The sequence below is a fragment of the Pseudomonas sp. PS02290 genome (genome assembly GCF_029960075.1).
Classification (GTDB): domain Bacteria; phylum Pseudomonadota; class Gammaproteobacteria; order Pseudomonadales; family Pseudomonadaceae; genus Aquipseudomonas.
The window spans coordinates 1-24,317 of sequence record NZ_JASCOY010000074.1; the positions used below are offsets into that span (position 1 = coordinate 1).

14 protein-coding genes are annotated in these 24,317 nt (G+C 62.8%); 12 read left to right on the forward strand and 2 right to left on the reverse strand.

Features of this window, described 5'->3' with window-relative positions:
- The first annotated feature begins 44 nt into the window (after positions 1–44).
- The 7 genes from tpx (at position 45) to QMX88_RS22910 (ending at position 12,887) form a co-directional block, all read left to right on the forward strand.
- The gene (gene tpx, locus QMX88_RS22880) at positions 45–545 is read left to right on the forward strand and encodes a thiol peroxidase (RefSeq protein ID WP_282372503.1); all 501 of its coding nucleotides are present in this window, start codon (positions 45–47) and stop codon (positions 543–545) included.
- Between the two features lie 213 nt (positions 546–758).
- On the forward strand, positions 759–2,075 hold the full coding sequence (locus QMX88_RS22885; RefSeq protein ID WP_282372504.1) for an MdtA/MuxA family multidrug efflux RND transporter periplasmic adaptor subunit: 1,317 nt from the start codon (positions 759–761) through the stop codon (positions 2,073–2,075).
- The gene (locus QMX88_RS22890) at positions 2,072–5,167 is read left to right on the forward strand and encodes an MdtB/MuxB family multidrug efflux RND transporter permease subunit (RefSeq protein WP_282372505.1); all 3,096 of its coding nucleotides are present in this window, start codon (positions 2,072–2,074) and stop codon (positions 5,165–5,167) included. The genes QMX88_RS22885 and QMX88_RS22890 overlap by 4 nt, the downstream gene beginning before the upstream one ends.
- Before the next feature lie 112 nt (positions 5,168–5,279).
- Complete coding sequence (locus QMX88_RS22895; protein WP_282372506.1) at positions 5,280–8,387, forward strand: efflux RND transporter permease subunit; 3,108 nt, start codon at positions 5,280–5,282, stop codon at positions 8,385–8,387.
- 8 nt (positions 8,388–8,395) lie between these two features.
- Positions 8,396–9,874, forward strand: a complete 1,479-nt coding sequence (locus tag QMX88_RS22900) for an efflux transporter outer membrane subunit (RefSeq protein ID WP_282372515.1) — start codon at positions 8,396–8,398, stop codon at positions 9,872–9,874.
- A gap of 127 nt (positions 9,875–10,001) precedes the next feature.
- Entirely contained in the window at positions 10,002–12,092 is a 2,091-nt protein-coding gene (locus QMX88_RS22905) for a putative bifunctional diguanylate cyclase/phosphodiesterase (protein ID WP_282372507.1), read from the forward strand.
- Between the two features lie 48 nt (positions 12,093–12,140).
- A complete protein-coding gene (locus QMX88_RS22910) occupies positions 12,141–12,887 on the forward strand; it encodes an SDR family oxidoreductase (RefSeq protein WP_282372508.1) in 747 nt (248 codons plus the stop codon).
- Positions 12,888–12,914: 27 nt separating this feature from the next.
- On the opposite strand, the gene mapR is transcribed toward QMX88_RS22910, so the two are convergent.
- A complete protein-coding gene (gene mapR, locus QMX88_RS22915; RefSeq protein WP_282372509.1) occupies positions 12,915–14,351 on the reverse strand; it encodes a GntR family transcriptional regulator MpaR in 1,437 nt (478 codons plus the stop codon).
- Between the two features lie 232 nt (positions 14,352–14,583).
- Between mapR and QMX88_RS22920 the strand changes: the two genes are divergently transcribed.
- On the forward strand, positions 14,584–15,129 hold the full coding sequence (locus tag QMX88_RS22920) for an MgtC/SapB family protein (protein ID WP_192173894.1): 546 nt from the start codon (positions 14,584–14,586) through the stop codon (positions 15,127–15,129).
- Positions 15,130–15,290: 161 nt separating this feature from the next.
- On the opposite strand, the gene QMX88_RS22925 is transcribed toward QMX88_RS22920, so the two are convergent.
- Entirely contained in the window at positions 15,291–15,467 is a 177-nt protein-coding gene (locus QMX88_RS22925) for a hypothetical protein (protein WP_163022162.1), read from the reverse strand.
- Positions 15,468–15,806: 339 nt separating this feature from the next.
- On the opposite strand from QMX88_RS22925, the gene QMX88_RS22930 reads away from it, so the two are divergent.
- The 4 genes from QMX88_RS22930 to QMX88_RS22945 all read left to right on the forward strand — a co-directional run.
- Positions 15,807–17,843, forward strand: a complete 2,037-nt coding sequence (locus QMX88_RS22930; protein ID WP_282372510.1) for an alpha-1,4-glucan--maltose-1-phosphate maltosyltransferase — start codon at positions 15,807–15,809, stop codon at positions 17,841–17,843.
- Between the two features lie 16 nt (positions 17,844–17,859).
- Complete coding sequence (gene treS, locus QMX88_RS22935) at positions 17,860–21,180, forward strand: maltose alpha-D-glucosyltransferase (protein ID WP_282372511.1); 3,321 nt, start codon at positions 17,860–17,862, stop codon at positions 21,178–21,180.
- Between the two features lie 2 nt (positions 21,181–21,182).
- The gene (gene glgB / locus QMX88_RS22940) at positions 21,183–23,432 is read left to right on the forward strand and encodes a 1,4-alpha-glucan branching protein GlgB (RefSeq protein WP_282372512.1); all 2,250 of its coding nucleotides are present in this window, start codon (positions 21,183–21,185) and stop codon (positions 23,430–23,432) included.
- Positions 23,433–23,814: 382 nt separating this feature from the next.
- Positions 23,815–24,317 (forward strand): TIGR04211 family SH3 domain-containing protein (locus QMX88_RS22945; protein ID WP_282372514.1); only part of this gene is annotated, 503 nt, incomplete at its 3' end.

A 24,317-nucleotide genomic window follows, 5' to 3' on the forward strand; every position in this document is an offset into this window, starting at 1 on the left:
GTTAACTTCCGCCTTCGCATGCCACTCAAACAAGGACTCAGCTCATGCCACAAGTGACTCGTAGAGGCTCCCCGGTACAGATCAGCGGCGAACTGCCGAAAGTCGGCAGCAAGGCGCCGGCCTTCAAACTGGTAGCGGGCGATCTGTCCGACGCCACGCTGGAAACCTTCGCCGGCAAGCGCAAGGTGCTGAACATTTTCCCGAGCGTCGACACACCGACCTGCGCCACCTCCATCCGCAAATTCAACGCCCAGGCCAACGAGCTGAACAACGCCGTCGTGCTGTGCATCTCCGCCGACCTGCCGTTCGCCCAGGCACGTTTCTGCGGCGCCGAAGGTCTGGAAAACGTGAAGAACCTGTCGACCATGCGCGGCGCGGAGTTCATGCAGGACTACGGCGTTGCCATCGCCGACGGGCCGATGGTGGGGCTGACCACCCGTGCCGTGGTCGTGCTGGACGAAAACGACGTTGTGTTGCACAGCGAGCTGGTACCGGAGATCGGTCAGGAGCCGAACTACGACGCAGCACTGGCGGTATTGAAGTAAGCTCGCAGGCGGCTTATTGCCATCAGCGGGCGCGGTAACATCCCGCAACATACAAGCGGCCTGACTCCATCAGGCCGTTTTTATTGGTACATCAGCACCTTATCCAAAGTAAGCACCAGGTAAATTGCCGGTAAAGGCCCTTTGCCTGTCCGCTGTCTGTGCTTATTGTTCAGCCTCCCGAAGACGCTCACGCGCACACTGGTTGATTTATTCATGCAATCGTCTGCCCCCCGTAATTCCCGTCGCTGGCTGATTAGCCTGCTGGTTCTGTTGATCGTCGCTGGCCTGTGCTGGCGCTTCTGGCCGGGATCCGCGTCGCAACCGAATGCCACGGCGCAGAAAAGCGACCAGGCCCAGGGCAGCGCAAGCCGCGGCGGCAAAGCGGTGGCCAAGCGGCCCGGGTTCGGCGGTTCGACCGTTCCGGTACCGGTGCGGGTGGCAGCAGCGACCACCGGTGATTTCCCCATCTATTACAAAGCCCTTGGCACCGTGACGGCGCTGAACACGATCAACGTGCGCAGCCGTGTGGCGGGCGAATTGATGAAGATCAATTTTCAGGAAGGCCAACAGGTCAAGGCCGGTGATCTGCTGGCGGTGATCGACCCGCGCAGCTATCAGATCGCCCTGCAGCAGGCCGAGGGCACGCTGATGCAGAATCAGGCGCTGCTCAAGAATGCTCAACTCGACGTGCAGCGTTATCGGGGCCTGTACAAAGAAGACAGTATCGCCAAGCAAACCCTGGACACTGCCGAATCCCTGGTGGGCCAGTATCAGGGCACGATCAAGACCAATCAGGCGGCGGTGGGCGACGCCAAACTCAACCTGGAGTTCTCGCAGATTCGTGCGCCGATCTCGGGCCGCATCGGCCTGCGCCAGCTGGACGTCGGCAATCTGGTGGCGGCCAATGACACCAACCCGTTGGTGGTGATCACCCAGACCAAGCCGATCACGGTCAACTTCACGCTGCCGGAAAAAGACCTCGCCGAAGTACTCAGCCGTTACCGCAGCGGCGGCAAGCTGCCGGTGGAAGCGTGGGATCGCGGGGACCTTAAGCTGCAGGCCACGGGCGTGCTCGCCAGCATCGACAACCAGATCGACATCACCACCGGCACGCTGAAATTCAAGGCGCGCTTCGATAACGACAACGAAGCGCTGTTTCCCAATCAGTTCGTCAACGCGCGCCTGCTGGCCAACACGCTGAAAAACGTGGTGCTGGTGCCTTCGGCGGCGGTTCAGTTCGGGGTTAACGGCACCTTCGTGTACGTGATGGACGGCGACAAGACCGTGCGCATCCGCCCGCTTAAAACCGGGGCCAGCGACGAGACCTCCACAGTTATCACCGAAGGTCTGGTGGCCGGTGACCGCGTGGTGCTTGAGGGCACCGACCGCCTGAAAGACGGCAGCGCGGTGGACGTGGTCAACGACAGCAAGGACGTACCGGCGACGCCAGGGCAGCAGTTGCAGGGCAAGCCATCCAAGGAGCCCGGTGAGTCTGCGGGTGCCGAGCCGGCGAAGAAAGGCGACGTATGAACCTGTCACGGCTGTTCATCCTCCGGCCGGTCGCCACCACGCTGAGCATGCTGGCCATCGTGCTGGCCGGTCTGATCGCGTACACGCTGCTGCCGGTATCGGCATTGCCGCAGGTGGATTACCCGACCATCCGGGTGATGACGCTGTACCCGGGCGCCAGTCCGCAAGTGATGACCAGTGCCGTGACCGCGCCCCTTGAACGGCAGTTCGGGCAGATGCCGGGCCTGACGCAAATGGCCTCGACCAGCTCGGGCGGCGCGTCGGTCATTACCCTGCGTTTCAGCCTCGAGATCAACATGGACGTGGCCGAGCAGGAAGTTCAGGCGGCGATCAACGGTGCGACCAACCTGCTGCCGAACGACCTGCCGGCGCCGCCGACGTACAACAAGGTCAACCCGGCCGACACGCCGGTGCTGACCCTGGCAATCACCTCGAAAACCATGCTGCTGCCCAAACTCAATGATCTGGTCGACACGCGCATGGCGCAGAAGATTGCGCAGATCAGCGGGGTGGGCATGGTCACCATTGCCGGCGGTCAGCGTCAGGCCGTGCGGATCAAGGTCAACGCCGACGCGCTGGCGGCCAACGGCCTGAATCTGGCAGACGTGCGCACGCTGGTCAGCGCCTCCAACGTCAACACGCCCAAGGGTAACTTCGACGGCCCGACGCGGGTGTCGATGCTCGACGCCAATGACCAGCTCAAGTCCCCCGAGGAGTACGCCAACCTGATTCTGGCGTACAACAACGGCGGCCCGTTACGGCTCAAGGACGTCGCCGAGATCGTCGACGGCGCTGAAAACGATCGCCTCGCCGCCTGGGCCAATGAGAACCAGGCCGTGCTGCTGAACATCCAGCGTCAACCGGGCGCCAACGTCATCGACGTGGTCGATCGGATCAAGGCGCTGCTGCCCAGCATCACCGAGAACCTGCCCGCCGGACTGGAAGTCACCGTGCTCACCGACCGCACGCAGACCATCCGTGCCTCGGTCAGCGACGTGCAGCACGAGTTGCTGATTTCCATCGTGCTGGTGGTGCTGGTCACCTTTCTATTCCTGCGGCGGTTCAGCGCGACGATCATTCCCTCGGTGGCCGTGCCGCTGTCGCTGATCGGTACGTTTGGCGTGATGTACCTGGCCGGCTTCTCGGTCAACAACCTCACGTTGATGGCGATGACCATTGCCACCGGTTTCGTGGTGGACGACGCCATCGTCATGCTGGAGAACATTTCCCGGCACCTGGAGGAGGGCGAGACGCCGTTGCAGGCCGCGCTCAAGGGCGCGCGGCAGATCGGTTTCACGCTGATCTCGCTGACCATCTCGCTGATTGCCGTGCTCATTCCGCTGTTGTTTATGGCCGATGTGGTCGGGCGGCTGTTCCGCGAGTTCGCCATCACCCTGGCCGTGGCGATCCTGATTTCCCTCGTAGTGTCCCTGACGCTGACGCCGATGATGTGCGCGCGCTTGCTCAAGCGTGAGCCGAGTGAAGAAGAGCAGGGCCGTTTTTACCGGGCCAGCGGCGCGTGGATCGACTGGCTGGTGGCCGCCTACGGGCGCAAGTTGCAGTGGGTGCTCAAGCATCAGCCGCTGACCCTGCTGGTTGCCGTCGCTACCCTCGGGATTACGGTGTTGCTGTATCTGGCCGTGCCCAAGGGCTTTTTCCCGGTGCAGGACACCGGCGTCATTCAGGGGATTTCCGAAGCACCGCAATCGGTGTCGTTCGCTTCCATGAGTCAGCGCCAACAGGCACTGGCGAAAATCATCCTCAAGGACCCTGCAGTCGCCAGCCTGTCGTCCTACATCGGCGTCGACGGCGACAACGCGACCCTCAACAGCGGCCGCATGCTGATCAACCTCAAGTCCCACGGCGAGCGGGATGTCACCGCGTCCGAGGTGATCCAGCGCTTGCAGCCCGAGGTCGATCAGCTGTCCGACATTCGCCTGTTCATGCAGCCGGTGCAGGACCTGACCATCGAAGACCGGGTCAGTCGCACCCAGTACCAGTTCAGCATGTCCTCGCCGGACGCCGATCTGCTCAATCTGTGGAGCGGCAAACTGGTGGAGGCGCTGGTGCAGCGCCCGGAACTGACCGATGTCGCCAGCGACTTGCAGGACAAGGGTTTGCAGGTCTTCCTCAACATCGATCGCGATGCCGCCAGTCGGCTGGGCGTGACCGTCGCCAACATCACCGACGCGCTGTATGACGCGTTCGGCCAGCGGCAGATTTCCACCATCTACACCCAGGCCAGCCAGTACCGCGTGGTGCTGCAGGCGGACTCGCGCAGTGAACTGGGGCCCGAGGCGCTGGAGCGGATTCACGTCAAGACCACCGACGACGGGCAGGTCAAGCTGTCCAGTCTGGCTCGGGTCGAACAGCGTCAGGCGCAGCTGGCAATTGCCCACATCGGCCAGTTTCCGGCGGTGATGATGTCGTTCAACCTGGCGCCCGGTGTCGCGCTGGGCAAGGCCGTGGAAGTCATCGAGCAGGTGCAGAAAGACATCGGTATGCCGATCGGCGTGCAGACGGAATTCCAGGGCGCGGCCGAAGCGTTTCAGGCGTCGCTGTCCAGCACATTGCTGCTGGTGCTGGCGGCGGTGATCACCATGTACATCGTGCTGGGCGTGCTCTATGAGAGCTACATCCACCCGATCACCATTCTGTCGACCCTGCCGTCGGCGGCCATCGGTGCGCTGTTGGCGCTGCTCATCAGCGGCAATGACTTAGGCATGATCGCCATCATCGGCATCATCCTGCTGATCGGCATCGTCAAGAAGAACGCGATCATGATGATCGACTTCGCCCTCGACGCCGAACGCAACCGCGGAATCGACCCGCAGACCGCCATCTACGAAGCGGCACTGCTGCGTTTCCGCCCCATTCTCATGACCACCCTGGCCGCGCTGTTCGGCGCCATCCCGCTGATGTTTGCCTCGGGCTCCGGCGCCGAGCTGCGCCAGCCCCTGGGCCTGGTGATGGTCGGCGGGCTGCTGGTCAGCCAGGTCCTGACGCTGTTTACCACGCCGGTCATCTATTTGTATTTTGATCGGTTGGGGCGCCGGTTCCAGCGCAACGAGAAAACCGAGGTGGCGGTATGACCGGCCAGCTGCAAGCTTCAAGCTTTAAGCCTCAAGCCAGAAGCAGCACCGCGCAGGCCGGGGCTGGTGCGTTCACTTGCCGCTTGAAGCTTGCCGCCTGGAGCTCCCCCCCGTGAACCTCTCCGGGCCCTTCATCAAACGCCCCGTAGCGACCATGCTCCTGAGCCTGGCGATCATGCTCCTGGGCGGGATGAGCTTCGGTCTGCTGCCGGTGTCGCCGCTGCCGAACATGGATTTTCCGGTCATCGTCGTCAGCGCCTCGCTGCCCGGCGCCAGTCCGGAAATCATGGCGTCCAGCGTGGCGACGCCGCTGGAGCGCTCCCTCGGGGTGATTGCCGGGGTTAACACCATGAGCAGCCGTTCGAGTCAGGGCTCGACGCGGATCATTCTGCAGTTCGACATGGACCGCGACATCAACGGTGCTGCGCGGGAAGTGCAAGCGGCCATCAACGCCGCACGCAACCTGCTGCCCAGCGGGATGCGCAGCATGCCGACCTACAAGAAGGTCAACCCGTCCCAGGCGCCGATCATGGTGCTGTCGCTGACCTCCGACGTGCTGGAGAAAGGCGAGCTGTACGACATGGCGTCGACGATCCTGTCCCAGAGCCTGTCCCAGGTGAACGGCGTCGGCGAGGTGCAGATCGGCGGCAGTTCGCTGCCTGCCGTGCGCGTTGAGCTGGAGCCAAAATTGCTGTCCCAGTACGGCGTGTCGCTGGATGAAGTGCGCACGACCATTTCCAATGCCAACGTGCGCCGGCCAAAAGGCTCGGTGGAGAACAGCGAGCACAACTGGCAGGTGCAGGCCAACGACCAGCTGGAGAAGGCCAAGGATTACGAATCGCTGATCATCCATTACGCCAACGGCGCGGCGTTGCGTCTCAAGGACGTGGCCAAGGTCAAGGATTCGGTGGAAGACCGTTACAACAGCGGCTTCTTCAACGACAAGGCCGCGGTGCTGTTGGTGATCAACCGTCAGGCCGGCGCCAACATCATCGAAACCGTGGCGGCGATCAAGGCCCAGTTGCCGGCGTTGCAGGCGGTGCTCCCGGCCAGCGTCAAGCTCGACCTGGCCATGGACCGCTCGCCGGTGATCAAGGCCACGCTGCACGAAGCGGAAATGACGCTGCTGATTGCCGTGGTGCTGGTGATTCTGGTGGTGTTCCTGTTCCTGGGGAATTTCCGCGCGTCGCTGATCCCGACTCTCGCGGTGCCGGTGTCGCTGGTCGGCACCTTCGCGATCATGTACCTGTACGGTTTCTCACTGAACAATCTGTCGCTGATGGCCCTGATTCTCGCCACCGGGCTGGTGGTCGACGATGCCATCGTGGTGCTGGAAAACATCTCCCGGCACATCGACGAAGGTGTGCCGCCCATGGAAGCGGCGTACCTGGGCGCCAAGGAGGTGGGCTTCACCCTGCTGTCGATGAACGTCTCGCTGGTGGCGGTGTTTGTCTCGATCCTGTTTATGGGCGGGTTGGTGGAGAGCCTGTTCCGCGAGTTTTCCATCACCTTGTCGGTGTCCATCGTCGTCTCGCTGGTGGTCTCGCTGACCCTGACGCCGATGCTCTGCGCCCGCTGGCTCAAGCCCCACGTGCCGGGTACGGAAAATCGCTTGCAGCGCTGGAGCCAGCGGGTCAACGACCGCATGGTCGCCGGCTACGACCGCAGCCTGCGCTGGGTGCTGCGTCATCGGCGCCTGACCCTGCTGACGCTGCTGTTGACCATCGTCGGCAACATCGCTTTGTACGTCGTGGTGCCAAAGACCTTTCTGCCGCAGCAGGACACCGGTCAGCTGATGGGTTTTGTGCGCGGCGACGACGGCCTGTCGTTCTCGGTGATGCAGCCGAAGATGGACACGTTCCGCTCGGCGATCCTCAAGGACCCGGCCGTGGAGAGCGTCGCGGGCTTCATCGGCGGCAACGGCGGCACCGGCAACGCGTTCATCATCGTGCGCCTGAAGCCGATCAAGGAGCGCAACATCGGCGCCATGGAAGTGGTAGAGCGACTGCGCAAGGAAATGCCGCTGGTGCCGGGCGGGCGCCTGTTCCTGCAACCCGATCAGGACCTGCAACTGGGCGGCGGCCGCGAGCAGACCACTTCGCAATACCAGTACATCCTGCAAAGCGGCGACCTGGAAACCCTGCGCCTGTGGTACCCGAAGATCGTCGCCGCCCTTAAGTCGCTCAAGGAGCTGACCGCCATCGACGCCAACGACGGCGGCGGCACCCAGCAGGTGACATTGATCGTCGACCGCGATGCGGCCAAGCGTCTGGGCATCGACATGAACATGGTCACCACGGTGCTGAACAACGCCTACAGCCAGCGTCAGGTGTCGACCATCTATGACCCGCTGAACCAGTATCAGGTGGTCATGGAGGTCAACCCGAAATACGCCCTCGACCCGACCACCCTGGAGCAGGTCCAGGTGATCACGGCCGATGGCGCGCGGGTGCCGCTGTCGACCATTGCCCGTTACGAGCGCAGCCTGGAAGACGACCGGGTCAGCCACGACGGCCAGTTCGCCTCGGAAAACATCTCATTCGACCTGGCCGATGGCGTCACCCTCGACCAGGCGAATGCGGCCATCGAACGCGCCGTCGCCGCGGTGGGCCTGCCTGAGGACGTGATCGCCAAGATGGCCGGGACCTCCGACGCCTTTGCCGCCACCCAGAAGAGCCAGCCGTGGATGATCCTCGGCGCGCTGGTGGCGGTGTACCTGGTGCTGGGCATTCTCTACGAAAGCTACATTCACCCGCTGACCATCCTCTCGACGCTGCCCTCGGCCGGGGTCGGCGCGCTGCTGAGCATCTACCTCACCGGCGGACAATTCAGCCTGATCTCGTTGTTGGGGCTGTTCCTGCTGATCGGCGTGGTGAAGAAGAACGCGATCCTGATGATCGACCTCGCCTTGCAGCTCGAACGCCAAGGCGGCATGACCCCGGTGGAGTCGATTCGCAATGCCTGCCTGCAGCGTCTGCGGCCGATTCTGATGACCACGCTGGCGGCAATTCTCGGCGCCGTGCCGTTACTGCTGAGCAGTGCCGAAGGCGCGGAAATGCGCCGGCCGCTGGGCCTGACCATCATCGGCGGCCTGATCCTCAGTCAGATCCTCACGCTGTACACCACGCCCGTGGTTTACCTTTATCTCGACCGTCTGCGACATCGTTTCAACCAATGGCGCGGTGTGCAGACGGATGCTGCCCTGGACACTCCGCTATGAACGACTCGATGAAAGCCCCTGGCCCACAGCGGACGTTGCCGTTTCACAGGACGTTCGGCGTCGCCTTGTGCGCGCTGCTGCTCAGTGCCTGTGCCGTCGGCCCGGATTACAAAACGCCGGACATGCCGACGCCAGCGCACTTCAAGCAGGCCGAAGGCTGGACCCAGGCCAACCCGAGCGATGCGATGGCCCGCGGCGCGTGGTGGGAAATCTACGGCGACGCCCAGCTCAACGCGCTGGTGGAGAAACTCAACACGTCCAACCAGACTGTGGCGCAGTACGAGGCCCAATACCGGCAGGCCGCCGCTCTGGTGCGCAGTGCGCGGGGCGCGTTCTTCCCGACGCTGGACCTGACCACCAGCAAGAACCGCTCGAGCCAGGGCACCGGCAGCAGCAGTTCGAGCCTGAGCAGTTCCAGCAGTGGCATTCGTGACACCTACAACGCGCAGCTGGGCGTCAGTTGGGAAGCCGACGTGTGGGGCAAACTGCGCCGCGGCCTGGAGGCCGACAAGGCCAGCGCCCAGGCGAGCCTCGCCGATCTGGCGTCGATGCGCCTGAGCCTGCAATCGCAACTGGTGCAGAGCTATATGCAACTGCGGGTGATCGACGAGCAGAAGCGCTTGCTCGAAGCGACCGTTGACGCCTATCAGCGCTCGCTGACCATGACCCAGAACCAGTACCGCGCCGGGATTTCCGGCCGCGACGCCACCGCCCAGGCACAGACGCAGCTCAAGAGCACCCAGGCCGACCTGATCGACCTGCAATGGCAGCGTGCCCAGTTCGAGAACGCGATCGCCGTGCTGATGGGCCAGGCGCCAGCGGATTTCAGCCTCGCGGCGACCACCTCGATTCCGGCGGTACCGCAGATCCCGGCGCAGCTGCCGTCACAGTTGCTTGAACGCCGCCCTGATATTGCCGCCGCCGAGCGTTCGGTCATGACCGCCAACGCCAATATCGGCGTGGCCAAGGCCGCCTATTACCCGGACCTGACCCTGAGCATGAGCGGCGGTTACAGCAGCAGCACCGTCAGCAACTGGATTTCCCTGCCCAATCGTTTCTGGTCGGTGGGCCCGCAACTGGCGATGACCCTGTTCGACGGCGGTCAGCGCGCTGCCGAAGTAGACCGCACCGAAGCGGTCTACGACCAGACCGTCGCCCAGTACCGCCAGACCGTGCTCGACGGCTTCAAGGAAGTCGAGGACTACATGGCCCAGCTGCGCGTCTATGAGGAGGAAGCCGGGGTGCGCGACGAGGCGCTGCAATCGGCGCGTGATTCTCTGCGTCTGACCAACAACCAGTACAAGGCCGGGCTGATTGGCTACCTGGACGTGGTCAACGTGCAGACCACCGCGCTGAGCAACGAACGCAGCGTGCTGAACGTGCTGGAAAGCCGGTTGGTCGCCAGCGCCCAGTTGATTGCGGCATTGGGTGGCGGCTGGGACGCCGCGACCGGATTGAGACCGGGCGCGGAAGTTTCCGATCGTTGATTACAGCTAAATAGCGATGTGCCATCTTTGCGACGGAGTGACGGGACTTTTACGTGAATTTCGGTACAATCGCCGCCGAATTGATCAGGGCTGAAAGGCCGCACTCCGTTGAGCCAAGAGCCAGCCCATGTTGATCGGCCATTACACCTATTCGCTGGTTCTGATTTCAGTTCTGGTTGCGATTCTCGCGTCTTATACGACCCTTGATCTGGCCGGGCGCATTGCTTCGGCCAGCGGTCGGGCAAGGATGTTGTGGGTGTGCGGCGGCGCGCTGTCCATGGGTGTCGGCGTTTGGTCCATGCATTTCATCGGCATGCTGGCGTTCATGCTGCCGATCCCGCTGGCGTACGACATCCCGCTGACACTCCTCTCGCTGCTGATCACCATCTTTTCTTCGGGTTTCGCGCTGTGGCTGGTCAGTCACGACCGCGTACCGCTGTCGAACATCGTGCTTGGGGCCTTCGTCATGGGCCTGGGCAGCAGCGCCATGCATTACACCGGCATGGCGGCGATGCGCATGCAGCCGGGCATCGACTACGACCCCGGCTTGTTCGGCCTGTCGTTGGTGATTGCCGTCACTGCATCCGCCGCCGCGCTGAGCATCGCCGTGCGGCTGCGCAAGGAAACCCCCTATGTGCGCCTGGCCCGGGGCGGCGCTGCGGTGGTCATGGGTTTTGCCATCCTCGGTATGCACTACACCGCAATGACCGCCGCCAACTTCCCGGTCGGCAGTTTCTGTGGTGCGCTGCCCACCGGCGTGCACACCGACGGTCTGGACAAGCTGGTATTGATCACCAGTCTGACGGTGCTGGGCATTACCTTGCTGACGTCGGTGCTTGATGCGCGCATGGCGGCGCGCACCGCCCAATTGTCGGCGTCGCTCAAGGAAGCCAACCGCGAGCTGACGCAACTGGCCCTGCACGACAACCTCACCGGGCTGCCCAACCGCATCCTGCTGGCGGATCGCATCGATCAGGCCATGCGCAAGGTCGACGCCCAGGGCGGCATGTTCGCCCTGATGTTTCTGGATCTGGACGGCTTCAAACCGGTGAACGACGCGTTCGGTCACCACGTCGGCGATCAACTGTTGCGCGCGGTGGCTGTGCGCATGCGGGAAAACTTCCATCGCCACGACACCCTGGCGCGCATTGGCGGCGACGAGTTCGTGCTGCTGGTCGAGCTCGACGATGGCGAAGAAGCGGTCAGCGTGGCCTCGCGTCAGGTTTCCCTGGTGAGCCAGCCGTTCAGCGTGCAGGAACATGACCTGCAGGTGACGGTGAGCATCGGCATCAGCCTGTACCCTGGCAACGGCCGCACCCAGCAGGAACTGCTGATGAACGCCGACGCCGCCATGTACCACGCCAAGAATGCCGGCAAGAACGGCTACAGCTTTTTCGATGCGTCGATGAACACCAACGCGCGCAATCAGCTGCAGCTGTTGCAGGACCTGCGCCTTGCGCTTCGTGGAGGGCAGTTCTGCCTGCATTACCAGCCGAAATTCTCCGCCGGCACCCAGGAGCCCATCGGCGCCGAAGCGCTGGTGCGCTGGAATCACCCGCAGCTCGGGTTGCTGATGCCGGACAAATTCATTGGCCTTGCCGAAAAAACCGGCCTGATCATCCCCATTGGCGAGTGGGTGCTGCACGAGGCCTGCCGGCAGATGAAGCGCTGGTACGACAGCGGCTTTACCCACTGGCGCATTGCGGTGAACCTGTCGGCGTTGCAGTTCAGCCATGTCGGGCTGGTCGAGACCGTCGCGGACGCGCTGGCCACCCACGGTCTGCCGGCCAACTGCCTGACCCTGGAAATCACTGAAACCACTGCCATGAGCGACGCCGATGCGAGCATGACCGTGCTGCAGAAGCTCTCGGACATGCACGTCGACCTGTCCATCGACGACTTCGGCACCGGCTATTCCAGCCTGATGTACCTCAAACGCCTGCCGGCCAACGAATTGAAAATCGACCGCGGTTTCGTCCGCGATCTGGAGCACGACAGCGACGACGCGGCCATTGTCTCGGCCATCGTTGCGCTGGGCCAGGCGCTGAACCTGCGCATCGTCGCCGAGGGTGTCGAGACCGCCAGCCAGCAGAAATTCCTCACGCGCCTTGGTTGCGACTCGCTGCAGGGTTACCTGCTGGGTTATCCGCTGCCGGCCGAGCGGTTCATGGCAGACATCGAAGCCGCGCGGCGTCGTGTCAGCGAAATCACGGATTGAGTGTTAATGCCCACCCCACCTCCACGCATTGATCGAACGGGAACATTTATGGATAAAAATCTCCTCATCACCGGCGGCTCCCGGGGTATCGGCGCCGCCACGGCGGTTCTGGCAGCAGCGCAGGGTTATCGCGTGTGCATCAACTATCTGTCCGATCACGCCTCCGCCGAGCGGCTGTGCGGGCAGATTCGCGAGACGGGCGGTCATGCCATCGCGGTGCAGGCCGATGTCAGCAACGAAGACGAGATCATTCGTCTGTTTGCGCGAATCGATTCGGAGATGGGGCGGATCACCGCGCTGGTCAACAACGCCGGTACGGTGGGCGAGGCGTCGCGGCTGGACACCATGTCCGAGTTTCGGCTGCTGAAGATCATGATGAGCAACGTGGTCGGGCCGATGCTGTGCAGCAAGCACGCACTGCTGCGCATGTTGCCCCGCCACGGCGGGCGCGGTGGCAGCATCGTCAATGTGTCGTCCGTCGCCGCACGGCTCGGATCACCCGGTGAGTACGTCGACTACGCGGCATCCAAAGGCGCGCTGGACACCTTCACCGTCGGGCTCGCCAAGGAAGTGGCGGGCGAGGGCGTGCGGGTCAATGCCGTGCGCCCCGGTTACATCTTCACCGACTTCCACGCCCTGAGCGGTGACCCCCATCGCGTCAGCAAGCTGGAACCGACCATCCCCATGGGCCGTGGCGGACTGGCCGATGAAGTGGCGGAAGCGATCCTGTGGCTGCTGTCCGACAAGGCCTCGTATTCGACGGGGTCGTTCATTGATCTGGGCGGCGGGCGCTGACGGCTCTGCAGCCATATCCAAGGCCGGCTAACCCATCATCGAGCGAATGATTTTCCCCAGCGTCTCCATCGCCCGTTCAGTCGTCTCACCCCACGGGCTGCCGTAGTTCAGGCGGATGAAGGGCTTGAATCGCCGCGTTGGCGAGAACATCGGGCCGGGGGCGATGCTGATGCCCTGGGCGAGGGCGGCCTGGAACACTTTCAGTGAATCGATTTGTTCCGGCAGCTCAACCCACAGGAAGTACCCGCCGGTGGGCTGGCTGACGCGGGTCTGCGCCGGAAAGTACCGGGCGATGGCGCCGAGCATCGCGCGCTGCTGATCTTCCAGGCTGTGGCGCAGCTTGCGCAGGTGGCGGTCGTAACCGCCATGTTGCAGGTAATCGGCGATGGCGGCCTGGGCCGGCATCGAGGCGCACAGCGAGGTCATGATTTTCAGCCGCTCGACCTTCTGCGCGTAACGCCCGGCAGCCACCCAACCCACCCGATAACCGGGCGCCAGGCTTTTTGCGAACGAGCCGCAATGCAGCACCAGCCCTTCAGTGTCGAATGCCTTCGCCGGTTTCGGCGCGTGCTGGCCGTAATACAACTCGGCATAGACGTCATCCTCGATCAGCGGCACCTCGTGCTTGCGCAGCAATTCCACCAGTTCCCGTTTGCGCGCTTCAGGCACCGTCGCGCCGGTGGGATTCTGAAAACTGGTCATGCTCCAGCAGGCTCTGATCGGGTAGCGCTTGAGCGCCTGTTCAAGCACTGCCAGGTCAATGCCCTGTTGCGGGTGCACCGGAATTTCCACCGCCTTGAGCTTCAGCCGTTCGAGCACCTGCAGGCAGGCGTAGAACGCCGGCGCCTCGATGGCCACCAGATCGCCGGGCTCGGTCACCGCTTGCAGGCACAGATTCAGCGCTTCGAGGGCGCCGTTGGTGATCAGCAGCTCGTCCATGGGCAGCATTTGCCCGGCGACCATGTACCGCAGCGCGATTTGCCGGCGCAGGGCCGGATTGCCGGGCGACAGGTCGCTGACCACCATGCGCGGGTCCATGTCGCGGGTGGCGCTGGCGAGGGAACGGGCCAGGCGCTGCAACGGGAACAGCCCGGCGCTGGGGAAGGCGGAGCCGAAGGGTACGGTGTTCGGGTCCTTGATGGATTCGAGAACCGAGAACACCAGATCGCTGACGTCGACTTCGGTGGACTCGCTTACCTGTGGCGCCGGGCGCGCATCGTGCTCTGAAACCTCACCGCCCAGACCCTGCAGGCGGACACTGTCGTTGACGAAGTAGCCGGAGCGCGGGCGTGCCCGGATCAGGCCTCGACGTTCCAGCAAGTAGTACGCCTGGAACACCGTAGACGGGCTGATGCCGTGGGTCTGGCTGGCGTAGCGCACTGAAGGCACCCGTTGCCCTGCAGCCAGCACCCCGGACCGGATCAGCTCGGCAATGTCGTCAGCAAACTTTTCATAGCGCTTCATGGCGGGCTCGTGCTGAGTGGCTTCTGGGGTGCAGCCGCCATACACAAGCGACTGGGGCAGGGTGGAGGACCCGGCTGCAGGAGCGGAATATGCCCTCGGTCTGCGGATTAGTACAGATGCAGATCGGCTGACAACCACCGGATCAGGCGTACCTCTTCGGTATCCACCTCCCGCACTCTCGCCCCGCGCTGCGGTCCATACCGCACTGACGTTAACCGAAGGGAATGCGCTGATGAATGCCTGGTGGGAAGAAGTGGTGGACACACTGCAGGCCGAGTTCTCTGATATCACCGATGCCGGGCAGATCACCCGCGTGACCATACGCCTGGTCATCGCCGCGCTGCTGGGCGGGATTCTGGGTTTCGAGCGGGAACACAAGGGCAAGGCGGCCGGGGTTCGAACGCACATGCTGGTGTGCATGGGGGCCGCGCTGTTTGTGCTGGTGCCGCGCATGGCCGGTGCCGACGACGCTGCTTTGAGCCGGGTGGTGCAGGGCATTGTGGCGGGGATCGGCTTTCTCGGCGCCGGGACCATCCTCAAGGGTGATGCGCTCAATGCCACTCAGGTGAAAGGCCTGACCACGGCGGCCGGTTTGTGGATGACCGCGGCCATTGGTATCGCGGCCGGGATGGGCAGGGAGATGACGGCAGTCTTGAGTACGGTGCTGGCACTGGGCATCTTTAGCCTGATGCCCATGATCGTCAGGCGGGTTGAGTCGGCGGAAGAACGTGCACACGACCCTGCCCGCAGGACGGGTGGCGATGCACAGGAGCCTTAGTCCGGCGGTTATTCCGGGGTATTGAGGGTGTGACGCTCGATTAATAGTGGGACCGGCTTTAGCCGGGAAGAAGCCAGTTGGCGCACCCTCAACATTGCGGCTAGCCATCTAGAAGCTTCCCGGCTAAAGCCGGTCCCACAACACCGCGTTGGGCCAAGGAATTACTCAGGAAACGTGTCATCCAGAATCGCCGGGGGCTCGCCGCTTGGCGGGTCACCCACCGGCGGTTCGATCACCGGAGGCATCAGCGGGGAAGGTGGCTCCTCGGGCTTGGGCACCGGCAGCTCGGGGTCGTCGATGTTCGGATCGGGCGTTTCTGCGGGAACGGGAATGCTCATGGTCTTCGCTTCCTTGGGTTCGTCGAGAGGGCGTGTCAGGTGACGTTGCAGCACACCCGTCAGCACGCACACATGTCGACCGCAGCGCCCTGGCAATGATTCACTCAATCCGCCTGGATACCCCGTTACGCCGGAGCCCATGGCCTGCCATTATCCCTGGGGTGACTTGATCAAACGTCATGCAAGCTGTTTGAACTTTTGCCCGAGGCTGGCGTTCGGAACCTATGCTGCCACGTCCGGATGCGTTGATCCCGTGGCTCTCTCTTATGTTATGGACAAAGACGCTGAAGCAATGGGCGCCCCACGGTGGGCGTCCCTGGGCGTGAGGAGTGATGCTCGATGAATGATACTGCTGATCAGCCGTACGGCCCGGATTCCTTGGCCAACGATGTTCTCCACTCTATCCACCCTATCCCCCTGACCCAAGCCTTGCAGCTGCCGCGGATCGTGATCGAGGACACCCAGCCGGTGATCGATAACGGTCAGCTGGCGGCCAAGGCCGTTGTCGGTCAGCCGGTCACGGTCACCAGCAAAATCTACGCGGACGGCCACGACAAGATGGCCGTACGTATCGTCTACCGGGCCATCGACGACGAAGAATGGCAATCGGTGCCCATGCGCGAGCTGGGCAATGACAGCTGGATCGGCGAATTCACCCCGCCGACCTTCACCCGCTATGTCTATCGCCTTGAAGCCTGGATCGATCAGTTCGGCAGCTACCGCTACGAGCTGGAAAAGAAATACGCCGCTGGGGTGACCATTGATCTGGAGCTGGAAGAAGGACGCCTCCACCTGGTGCACGCCGCCGAGCGCAGCAAGCTGGAAGTACGTGGGCAACTCGACACGTTGATCACGCGCTTCGGCGAGGCCACTGAAAACGAGGCCAAGGTGGCGCTGCTGCTGAGCAGTGACGCCGCTAGCGTCATGGCCAAGGCCGACAACCACGCGTTCCTCAGCCGCAGCCTGGAATTCCCGCTGGACGTCGAACGTGAGCTGGCCCAGTTCGCCAGCTGGTACGAACTGTTTCCACGTTCGATCACCGACGACAAAAAGCGTCACGGCACCTTCAAGGACGTCCACTCGCGCCTGCCGATGATCCGCGACATGGGCTTCGACGTGCTGTACTTCCCGCCGATCCACCCGATCGGTCGCGCTCACCGCAAAGGCCCGAACAACTCCCTCACCGCAGGGCCCGATGATGTGGGCAGCCCGTACGCCATCGGCAGCGAGGACGGAGGCCACGACGCTATCCACCCGCAACTGGGTACCCGCGAGGACTTCCGCGAGTTGGTCGCCGCGGCAGCCGAGCATGGCCTGGAAATCGCCCTCGATTTCGCCATCCAGTGCTCCCAGGACCACCTGTGGCTCAAGGAACACCCGGGCTGGTTCTCGTGGCGTCCGGACGGCACCATCCGTTACGCGGAAAACCCGCCGAAGAAATACCAGGACATCGTCAACGTCGATTTCTATGCGCCGGACGCGATTCCGGGCCTGTGGACCGAGCTGCGTGACGTGATCCTCGGCTGGGTGAAGGAGGGCGTGAAGATCTTCCGCGTCGACAACCCGCACACCAAGCCGCTGCCGTTCTGGCAGTGGATGATTGCCGACGTGCGCAGCAAGCACCCGGAAGTCATGTTCCTCGCCGAGGCGTTCACCAAGCCGGCGATGATGGCGCGCCTGGGCAAGGTCGGTTATTCCCAGAGCTACACCTATTTCACCTGGCGCAACACCAAGGCCGAGTTGAGCGAGTACTTCACTCAGCTCAACGAGTCGCCATGGCGCGAGTGCTACCGCCCGAACTTCTTCGTCAACACGCCGGACATCAACCCGCCGTTCCTGCATGACTCGGGTCGTCCGGGCTTCCTGATCCGTGCGGCGCTGGCGACCATGGGTTCGGGTCTGTGGGGCATGTATTCGGGCTTCGAGCTGTGTGAATCGGCGCCTGTACCGGGCAAAGAGGAATACCTGGACTCGGAGAAGTACGAGATCCGTCCACGCGATTTCACCGCGCCTGGCAACATCATTGCCGAGATCGCCCAGCTTAACCGCATCCGTCGCCAGAACCCGGCGCTGCAGACGCACCTGGGCTTGAAGATCTACGCCGCGTACAACGACAACATCCTGTACTTCGGCAAGCGCACGGCGGATGGCAGCAATTTCATTCTGGTCGCCGTGAACCTCGATCCGCGCAACGTGCAGGAAGCGACGTTCGAGCTGCCGCTGTGGGAAATGGGCCTGCCGGACGATGCCGCCACCCTGGGCGAAGACTTGATGACCGGGCATTCCTGGACCTGGTATGGCAAGTACCAGTTCATGCGCCTGGACCCTTCGTACCAGCCGTTCGGTATCTGGCGCATCAAAGCCACAAACCAATAATTCAAAGGATGTGGTCATGGCAAAGAAACCCCGCAACGCTGCCTTTATCGAAGACCCGCTCTGGTACAAGGATGCGGTGATTTACCAGGTCCACGTGAAGTCGTTTTTCGACTCCAATGACGATGGCATCGGTGACTTCCCCGGCCTGATCGCCAAGCTCGACTACATTGCCCAGCTGGGCGTCAACACCATCTGGCTGCTGCCGTTCTACCCGTCGCCACGCCGCGACGATGGCTATGACATCTCCGAGTACCGGGGCGTACACAGCGACTACGGCACCATGGCCGATGCGAAGAAGTTCATCGCCGAGGCGCACAACCGTGGCCTGCGGGTGATCACCGAACTGGTCATCAACCACACTTCGGACCAGCACGCGTGGTTCCAGCGCGCGCGGCATGCCAAGAAGGGCTCCAAGGCGCGGGATTTCTACGTCTGGTCCGATGACCCGCAGAAATACGACGGCACCCGGATCATCTTTCTCGACACCGAGAAGTCCAACTGGACCTGGGATCCGGTGGCCGAGCAGTACTTCTGGCACCGTTTCTATTCCCACCAGCCGGACCTCAACTTCGACAACCCGCAGGTCATGAAGGCGGTGATCGAAGTCATGCGCTACTGGCTGGACATGGGCATTGACGGCCTGCGTCTGGACGCGATCCCGTACCTGATCGAGCGTGACGGCACCAACAACGAAAACCTGCCGGAGACCCATCAGGTCCTCAAGCAGATCCGTGCCGAAATCGACGCCAACTACCCCGACCGCATGTTGCTGGCCGAAGCCAACCAGTGGCCGGAAGACACCCAGCTGTACTTCGGCGATCGCAAGGGCAAGGACGGCGACGAATGCCACATGGCGTTCCACTTCCCGCTGATGCCGCGCATGTACATGGCGGTGGCTCAGGAAGACCGTTTCCCGATCACCGACATCCTGCGCCAGACACCGGAAATCCCGGAGAACTGCCAGTGGGCGATCTTTCTGCGCAACCACGATGAACTGACGCTGGAAATGGTCACCGACCGCGAGCGTGATTATCTGTGGAATTACTACGCCTCGGACCGTCGCGCGCGAATCAACCTGGGCATTCGTCGTCGGCTGGCGCCGTTGTTGGAACGTGACCGCCGCCGCGTTGAACTGCTCAACAGCATGCTGCTGTCCATGCCCGGCACGCCGACCCTGTACTACGGCGACGAAATCGGCATGGGCGACAATATCTACCTCGGCGACCGCGACGGTGTGCGCACGCCGATGCAGTGGTCCATCGACCGTAACGGCGGCTTTTCCCGCGCCAACCCGGCGAGCCTGGTGCTGCCGCCGATCATGGACCCGCTGTACGGTTATCAGTCGGTCAACGTCGAAGCGCAGGATCATGACCCGCACTCGCTGCTGAACTGGACCCGGCGCATGCTCGCCGTGCGCCGGCAGCAGAAAGCCTTCGGCCGCGGCACCCTGAAAATGCTCTCGCCGAGCAATCGCCGCATCCTGGCCTACACCCGTGAATACACCGGGCCGGACGGCAAGACCGAAATCATCCTCTGCGTCGCCAACGTTTCGGCCGCCTCTCAAGCCGCCGAACTTGAACTTGCGCCATACGCCGGGACCGTTCCGGTCGAGATGCTCGGTGGCAGCGCCTTTCCACCTATTGGCCAGCTCAATTACCTGCTGACGTTGCCGCCGTACGGCTTCTACTGGTTCTTGCTGGCCGCGGAGAATCAAATGCCCAGCTGGCACGTTGAACCGGCCCAGAGCATGCCGGACTTCCCGACCCTAGTGCTCAAGCAGCGCCTGGAAGAATTGCTCGAAGAACCCCTGCGCCAGACCATGGAGCAGCAGTCCCTCTCGGTCTATCTGCCGAAACGCCGCTGGTTCGCCGGCAAAGGCACGGCGATCGACAGCATCCACATCGCCTACGCCGTGCGCTTCGGCTCCACGGTGCGGCCGGCGTTGCTGAGCGAAATCGAAGTCACCTCCGGCGGCGAAACGGTGCGCTACCAGTTGCCGTTCGGCCTGTTGCCGGAAGACGACATCAGCAGCGCCTTGCCGCAACAGTTGGCCCTGTCCCGCGTGCGTCGTGGTCGTCAGGTCGGCTTGATCACCGATGCATTCACCCTCGAGCCGTTCATTCGCAACGTCATCAAAGGCATGCAGGACAACACCGTGCTGGCGACGCCGGACGGTGAGCTGCAGTTCCAGAGCACGTCGCAACTGGCGCCGCTGGGCCTGAACGAAGACGCCGAGGTGCGTTACCTCTCGGCCGAACAGTCCAACAGCTCGGTGGTGGTCGGCAAGAAGCTGGTGCTGAAAATGATTCGTCGTGTCGCGGCCGGTACTCACCCTGAGCTGGAAATGGGCGCCTACCTCACCGAAGCCGGCTATCCGCATATCTCGCCGCTTTTGGGCGCAGTCGTGCGCGTCGACGGGCAGGGCGAGAAAAACCTGCTGATGATCGCCCAGGGTTACCTGAGCAATCAGGGCGATGCGTGGGAATGGACGCAGAACAACCTCGAACGCGCCGTGCGTGATCACATGGCCCACGGTCAGTCGGCGCTGGAGCAGCAAGCCAACGCGCTGATCGAACTGAAAGACTTCGCCGGCCTGCTGGGCCAGCGTCTGGGCGAGATGCACGTGATCCTCGGCGCGCCAACGGATAACCCGGACTTCAATACCGAAGTCACCAGCGTCAAGGACAGCGAGGCCTCGGCGAAGAGCGTTTCGGCGCAGATCGAGCGCGCCTTGCAGCTGCTTGAACAGCACCGCGACTCCCTCGAGGCCCAGGATCAGCAGCTCATCACTGAACTGCTGGGCAAACGCAAAGCGCTGCTGGCCCAAGTGAAGACCCTGGCCAAGCAGTCCGTTGGCGGCCTGAGAATGCGCGTGCACGGCGACCTGCACCTCGGCCAGATGCTGGTGGTGAAGGGCGATGCCTACCTGATCGACTTCGAAGGCGAGCCCGCGCGTCCGCTGCAGGAACGTCGGGCCAAATACAGCCCGTTCAAAGATGTCAGCGGCGTACTGCGCTCGTTCGACTACGCTGCGGCGATGGCCCTGCGCAACGCGCAAAGTGCCGACACGTCGGTGCAGGCTGAAACCGCCCGCCAGCAAGTGGCCGAGACGTATTTGAAGCAGGCGCGCGAGGCCTTCCTCGACGGCTATCGCAAGGCCACCGTCGAAGTGGGTCACGACTGGAAAGATGCCAAGGGTGAAGCGGCCGCGCTGGCGCTGTTCACCCTGGAAAAAGCCGCTTATGAAGTGGCCTACGAGGCCGAGAATCGGCCGACATGGTTGTCGGTTCCGCTTCAAGGCTTGCGCGGGCTTCTCGACCTGTCTGATGGAGAATGAAAATGAGTGCCTCTGACCAATTCGGTAACGGCAACCACGCAATATTGCCCAGCGCCGTCGACCTGGACGCGCTGATCCGCGCGGAGCACCGCGACCCGTTCTCGATGCTCGGCCCCCACAGCGATGGCGCTGAAGGCCAGGTGATCCGCGCCTATCTGCCCAATGCCCTGGCCGTGCGCGTGCTATCGCGCGACGGCGAACGGGACCTCGGCGAGCTGAGCATGACCGACAAGCCGGGCTTTTTTGCCGGCCACTTTGCCGTTCGCGAACCCTACCTGCTGAAAATCTCGTGGGCCACCGGCGAGCAAATCACCGAAGACCCGTATAGCTTTGGCGAGCAGTTGGGCGAGATGGACTTGTACCTCTTCGCCGAGGGCAACCACCGCGACTTGAGCAGCGCTCTGGGCGCACAGGTCAAGAATGTCGATGGCGTCGACGGCGTGCGTTTCTCGGTATGGGCACCGAATGCCCGCCGTGTCTCGGTGGTCGGCGACTTCAATAGCTGGGACGGTCGTCGTCATCCGATGCGCCTGCGTCATCCGACCGGCGTGTGGGAAATTTTCATCCCGCGCATCGGCCCGGGCGAAGCGTACAAGTACGAAATCCTCGGCCAGCACGGCGTTCTGCCGCTGAAAGCTGACCCGATGGCCCTGGCCACCCAGCTGCCGCCGGCAACCGCGTCGAAAGTCGCTGCACCGCTGACGTTCGAGTGGCAGGACCACGACTGGATGCAGTCCCGGGGTGAAAAGCACGACATTCATCAGCCGCTGTCGATCTACGAGCTGCACGCCGGTTCTTGGCAGTGGCACCACGGCGGCGATGACGAGCCGGATCGCCCGTACGACTGGCGCGAGCTGGCTGAAAACCTGATTCCTTACATCAAGGACCTGGGTTTCACCCACATCGAATTGATGCCGATCATGGAACACCCGTTTGGCGGCTCATGGGGTTATCAGGTGCTGTCGCAGTTCGCACCGAGCGCGCGCTACGGCACACCGGAAGACTTCGCCGCCTTCGTTGATGCCTGCCACCGTAACGACATCGGCGTAATTCTTGATTGGGTGCCGGCGCACTTTCCGACCGATGCACACGGTCTGGCTCAATTCGACGGGACTGCACTGTACGAATACGCCAACCCCCATGAAGGTTTCCATCAGGACTGGAACACCCTGATCTACAACCTGGGGCGCACTGAAGTCCACGGTTTCATGATTGCCTCCGGCATCCATTGGCTGAAGAACTTCCACGTCGATGCGTTGCGCGTGGATGCGGTGGCGTCAATGCTGTATCGCGACTATTCCCGCAACGCCGGCGAATGGGTCCCGAACCGTTATGGCGGCCGCGAAAACCTGGAAGCCATCGACTTCCTGCGCCACTTGAACGACGTGGTTGCGATCGAAGCGCCGGGCGCGCTGGTCATTGCCGAGGAATCGACGTCGTGGCCAGGCGTTTCGCAGCCCACCCAACAGGGCGGTCTGGGTTTCTCGTACAAGTGGAACATGGGCTGGATGCACGACACGCTCAAGTACATCGAGCAGGACCCGATCCATCGCCAGCATCACCACTCTCAGCTGAGTTTTGGCCTGGTTTATGCCTGGTCCGAGCGGTTCGTGCTGCCGATTTCCCACGATGAAGTTGTGCACGGCAAGCATTCCTTGATCGACAAGATGCCTGGCGATCGCTGGCAGAAATTCGCCAACCTGCGCGCGTACCTGTCGTTCATGTGGACCCACCCGGGCAAGAAGCTGCTGTTCATGGGCTGCGAGTTTGCCCAGTGGCGCGAGTGGAACCACGACACCGAACTGGACTGGCATTTCCTGCAGTACGCCGAGCACAAGGGCGTGCACTCGCTGGTCAGCGACCTGAACCGCCTGTACCGGACGGAAAAGGCGTTGTACGAGCAGGACTGCCAGCCACAGGGTTTCCAGTGGGTAATCGGTGACGACGCCGGTAACAGCGTCTATGCCTACCTGCGCTGGAGCAAGGAGGGCGAGCCGTTGCTGGTGGTCGCCAACCTGACACCGGTGCCGCGCGAAGGCTATCGTGTCGGCGTGCCGTTCAGCGGCAAGTGGGCCGAGCTGTTCAACAGCGACGCGGGGATCTATGCCGGTTCCAACTTCGGCAACGGCGGTGGCGTGCGCACCGACGACATCAAGAGCCATGGCCAGGCGTTCTCGCTGCCTTTGAATCTGCCACCGCTGGGTGTGGTGATCCTCAAGCCGACCGTGGAGCAGCTGCAACAGGAGGGTTGATTTCCTCCGCCACACTGTTGTGAACCTGTGGGAGCGGGCGTGCTCGCGAATAGCGTTCTATCAGTCGACCTGATCGCCTGATGAAGCATTCGCCAGCGGGCTCGCTCCCACAGTCGTTTCAGCCCTGCCGACAAAGGTTGTGGGACCTTTCCCGGACGAATGTCTTCCCTCGCCACTGAACCTGACATCTTTTGAATGGTCTGTTGACCACTGCGCGCGCAGTACGCTGGGGCCACGGCCTTCGACGTCCGGCTGAATTTCGCCCGCGCCAGATGCCTATTCCAGCAGTTGCAGCGCGTTGTTCGTCGCTGTCCGACCAGGCGTGATTCCCTTGCATGCGGCCCGCCCACCGGCCTTCTTTTCAATTTGTCGAAGATTATCCATGCCAATTTCTCCCTTTCGCTTTACCCCTGTGCCGGGCGTTCGACGCCGTTTGCTCAACGCCGGCCTGCTGACCTCGCTGTTGTCCGTTGCCGTTGCCAGCCCGTTGGTCCACGCCGAAACGCAGAGCAAAGACCGCTGGGTCAGCGACACGCTCAGCACCTACGTGCGCAGTGGCCCCACCGACGGCTATCGCATCGTCGGCACGCTGAAATCCGGTCAGAAGGTCGAGCTGATCAACACCCAGGGCGACTACAGCCAGGTGCGCGGCAGCGCCGGCGACAATGTCTGGATTCCCACTGCTGACCTGCAGGACGTGCCGGGGCAGGCCGAGCGCTTGCCGCAACTGACGCAGAAAGCCGCGGACCTCAGCGCGCAACTGAAGACCATCGACGACGACTGGAAGACCAAGGTTCAGGGCATGCAGGAAACCCTGGAGTCGCGCAAGAAACTGGTCGACGAGCTTGAGGCCCGCACCAAGGACCTGAACGCGCAGTTGGCCAG

What these genes read in the sequence shown, in the direction of transcription:
- QMX88_RS22900 (WP_282372515.1), top strand. Translation starts at nt 8,396, where the DNA reads ATGAAAGCCCCTGGCCCACAGCGGACGTTGCCGTTTCACAGGACGTTC.
- QMX88_RS22885 (WP_282372504.1), top strand. Translation starts at nt 759, where the DNA reads ATGCAATCGTCTGCCCCCCGTAATTCCCGTCGCTGGCTGATTAGCCTG.
- treS (WP_282372511.1), top strand. Translation starts at nt 17,860, where the DNA reads ATGGCAAAGAAACCCCGCAACGCTGCCTTTATCGAAGACCCGCTCTGG.
- mapR (WP_282372509.1), bottom strand. Translation starts at nt 14,351, where the DNA reads ATGAAGCGCTATGAAAAGTTTGCTGACGACATTGCCGAGCTGATCCGG.
- QMX88_RS22905 (WP_282372507.1), top strand. Translation starts at nt 10,002, where the DNA reads ATGTTGATCGGCCATTACACCTATTCGCTGGTTCTGATTTCAGTTCTG.
- QMX88_RS22920 (WP_192173894.1), top strand. Translation starts at nt 14,584, where the DNA reads ATGAATGCCTGGTGGGAAGAAGTGGTGGACACACTGCAGGCCGAGTTC.
- QMX88_RS22890 (WP_282372505.1), top strand. Translation starts at nt 2,072, where the DNA reads ATGAACCTGTCACGGCTGTTCATCCTCCGGCCGGTCGCCACCACGCTG.
- QMX88_RS22925 (WP_163022162.1), bottom strand. Translation starts at nt 15,467, where the DNA reads ATGAGCATTCCCGTTCCCGCAGAAACGCCCGATCCGAACATCGACGAC.
- tpx (WP_282372503.1), top strand. Translation starts at nt 45, where the DNA reads ATGCCACAAGTGACTCGTAGAGGCTCCCCGGTACAGATCAGCGGCGAA.
- QMX88_RS22910 (WP_282372508.1), top strand. Translation starts at nt 12,141, where the DNA reads ATGGATAAAAATCTCCTCATCACCGGCGGCTCCCGGGGTATCGGCGCC.
- QMX88_RS22930 (WP_282372510.1), top strand. Translation starts at nt 15,807, where the DNA reads ATGAATGATACTGCTGATCAGCCGTACGGCCCGGATTCCTTGGCCAAC.
- glgB (WP_282372512.1), top strand. Translation starts at nt 21,183, where the DNA reads ATGAGTGCCTCTGACCAATTCGGTAACGGCAACCACGCAATATTGCCC.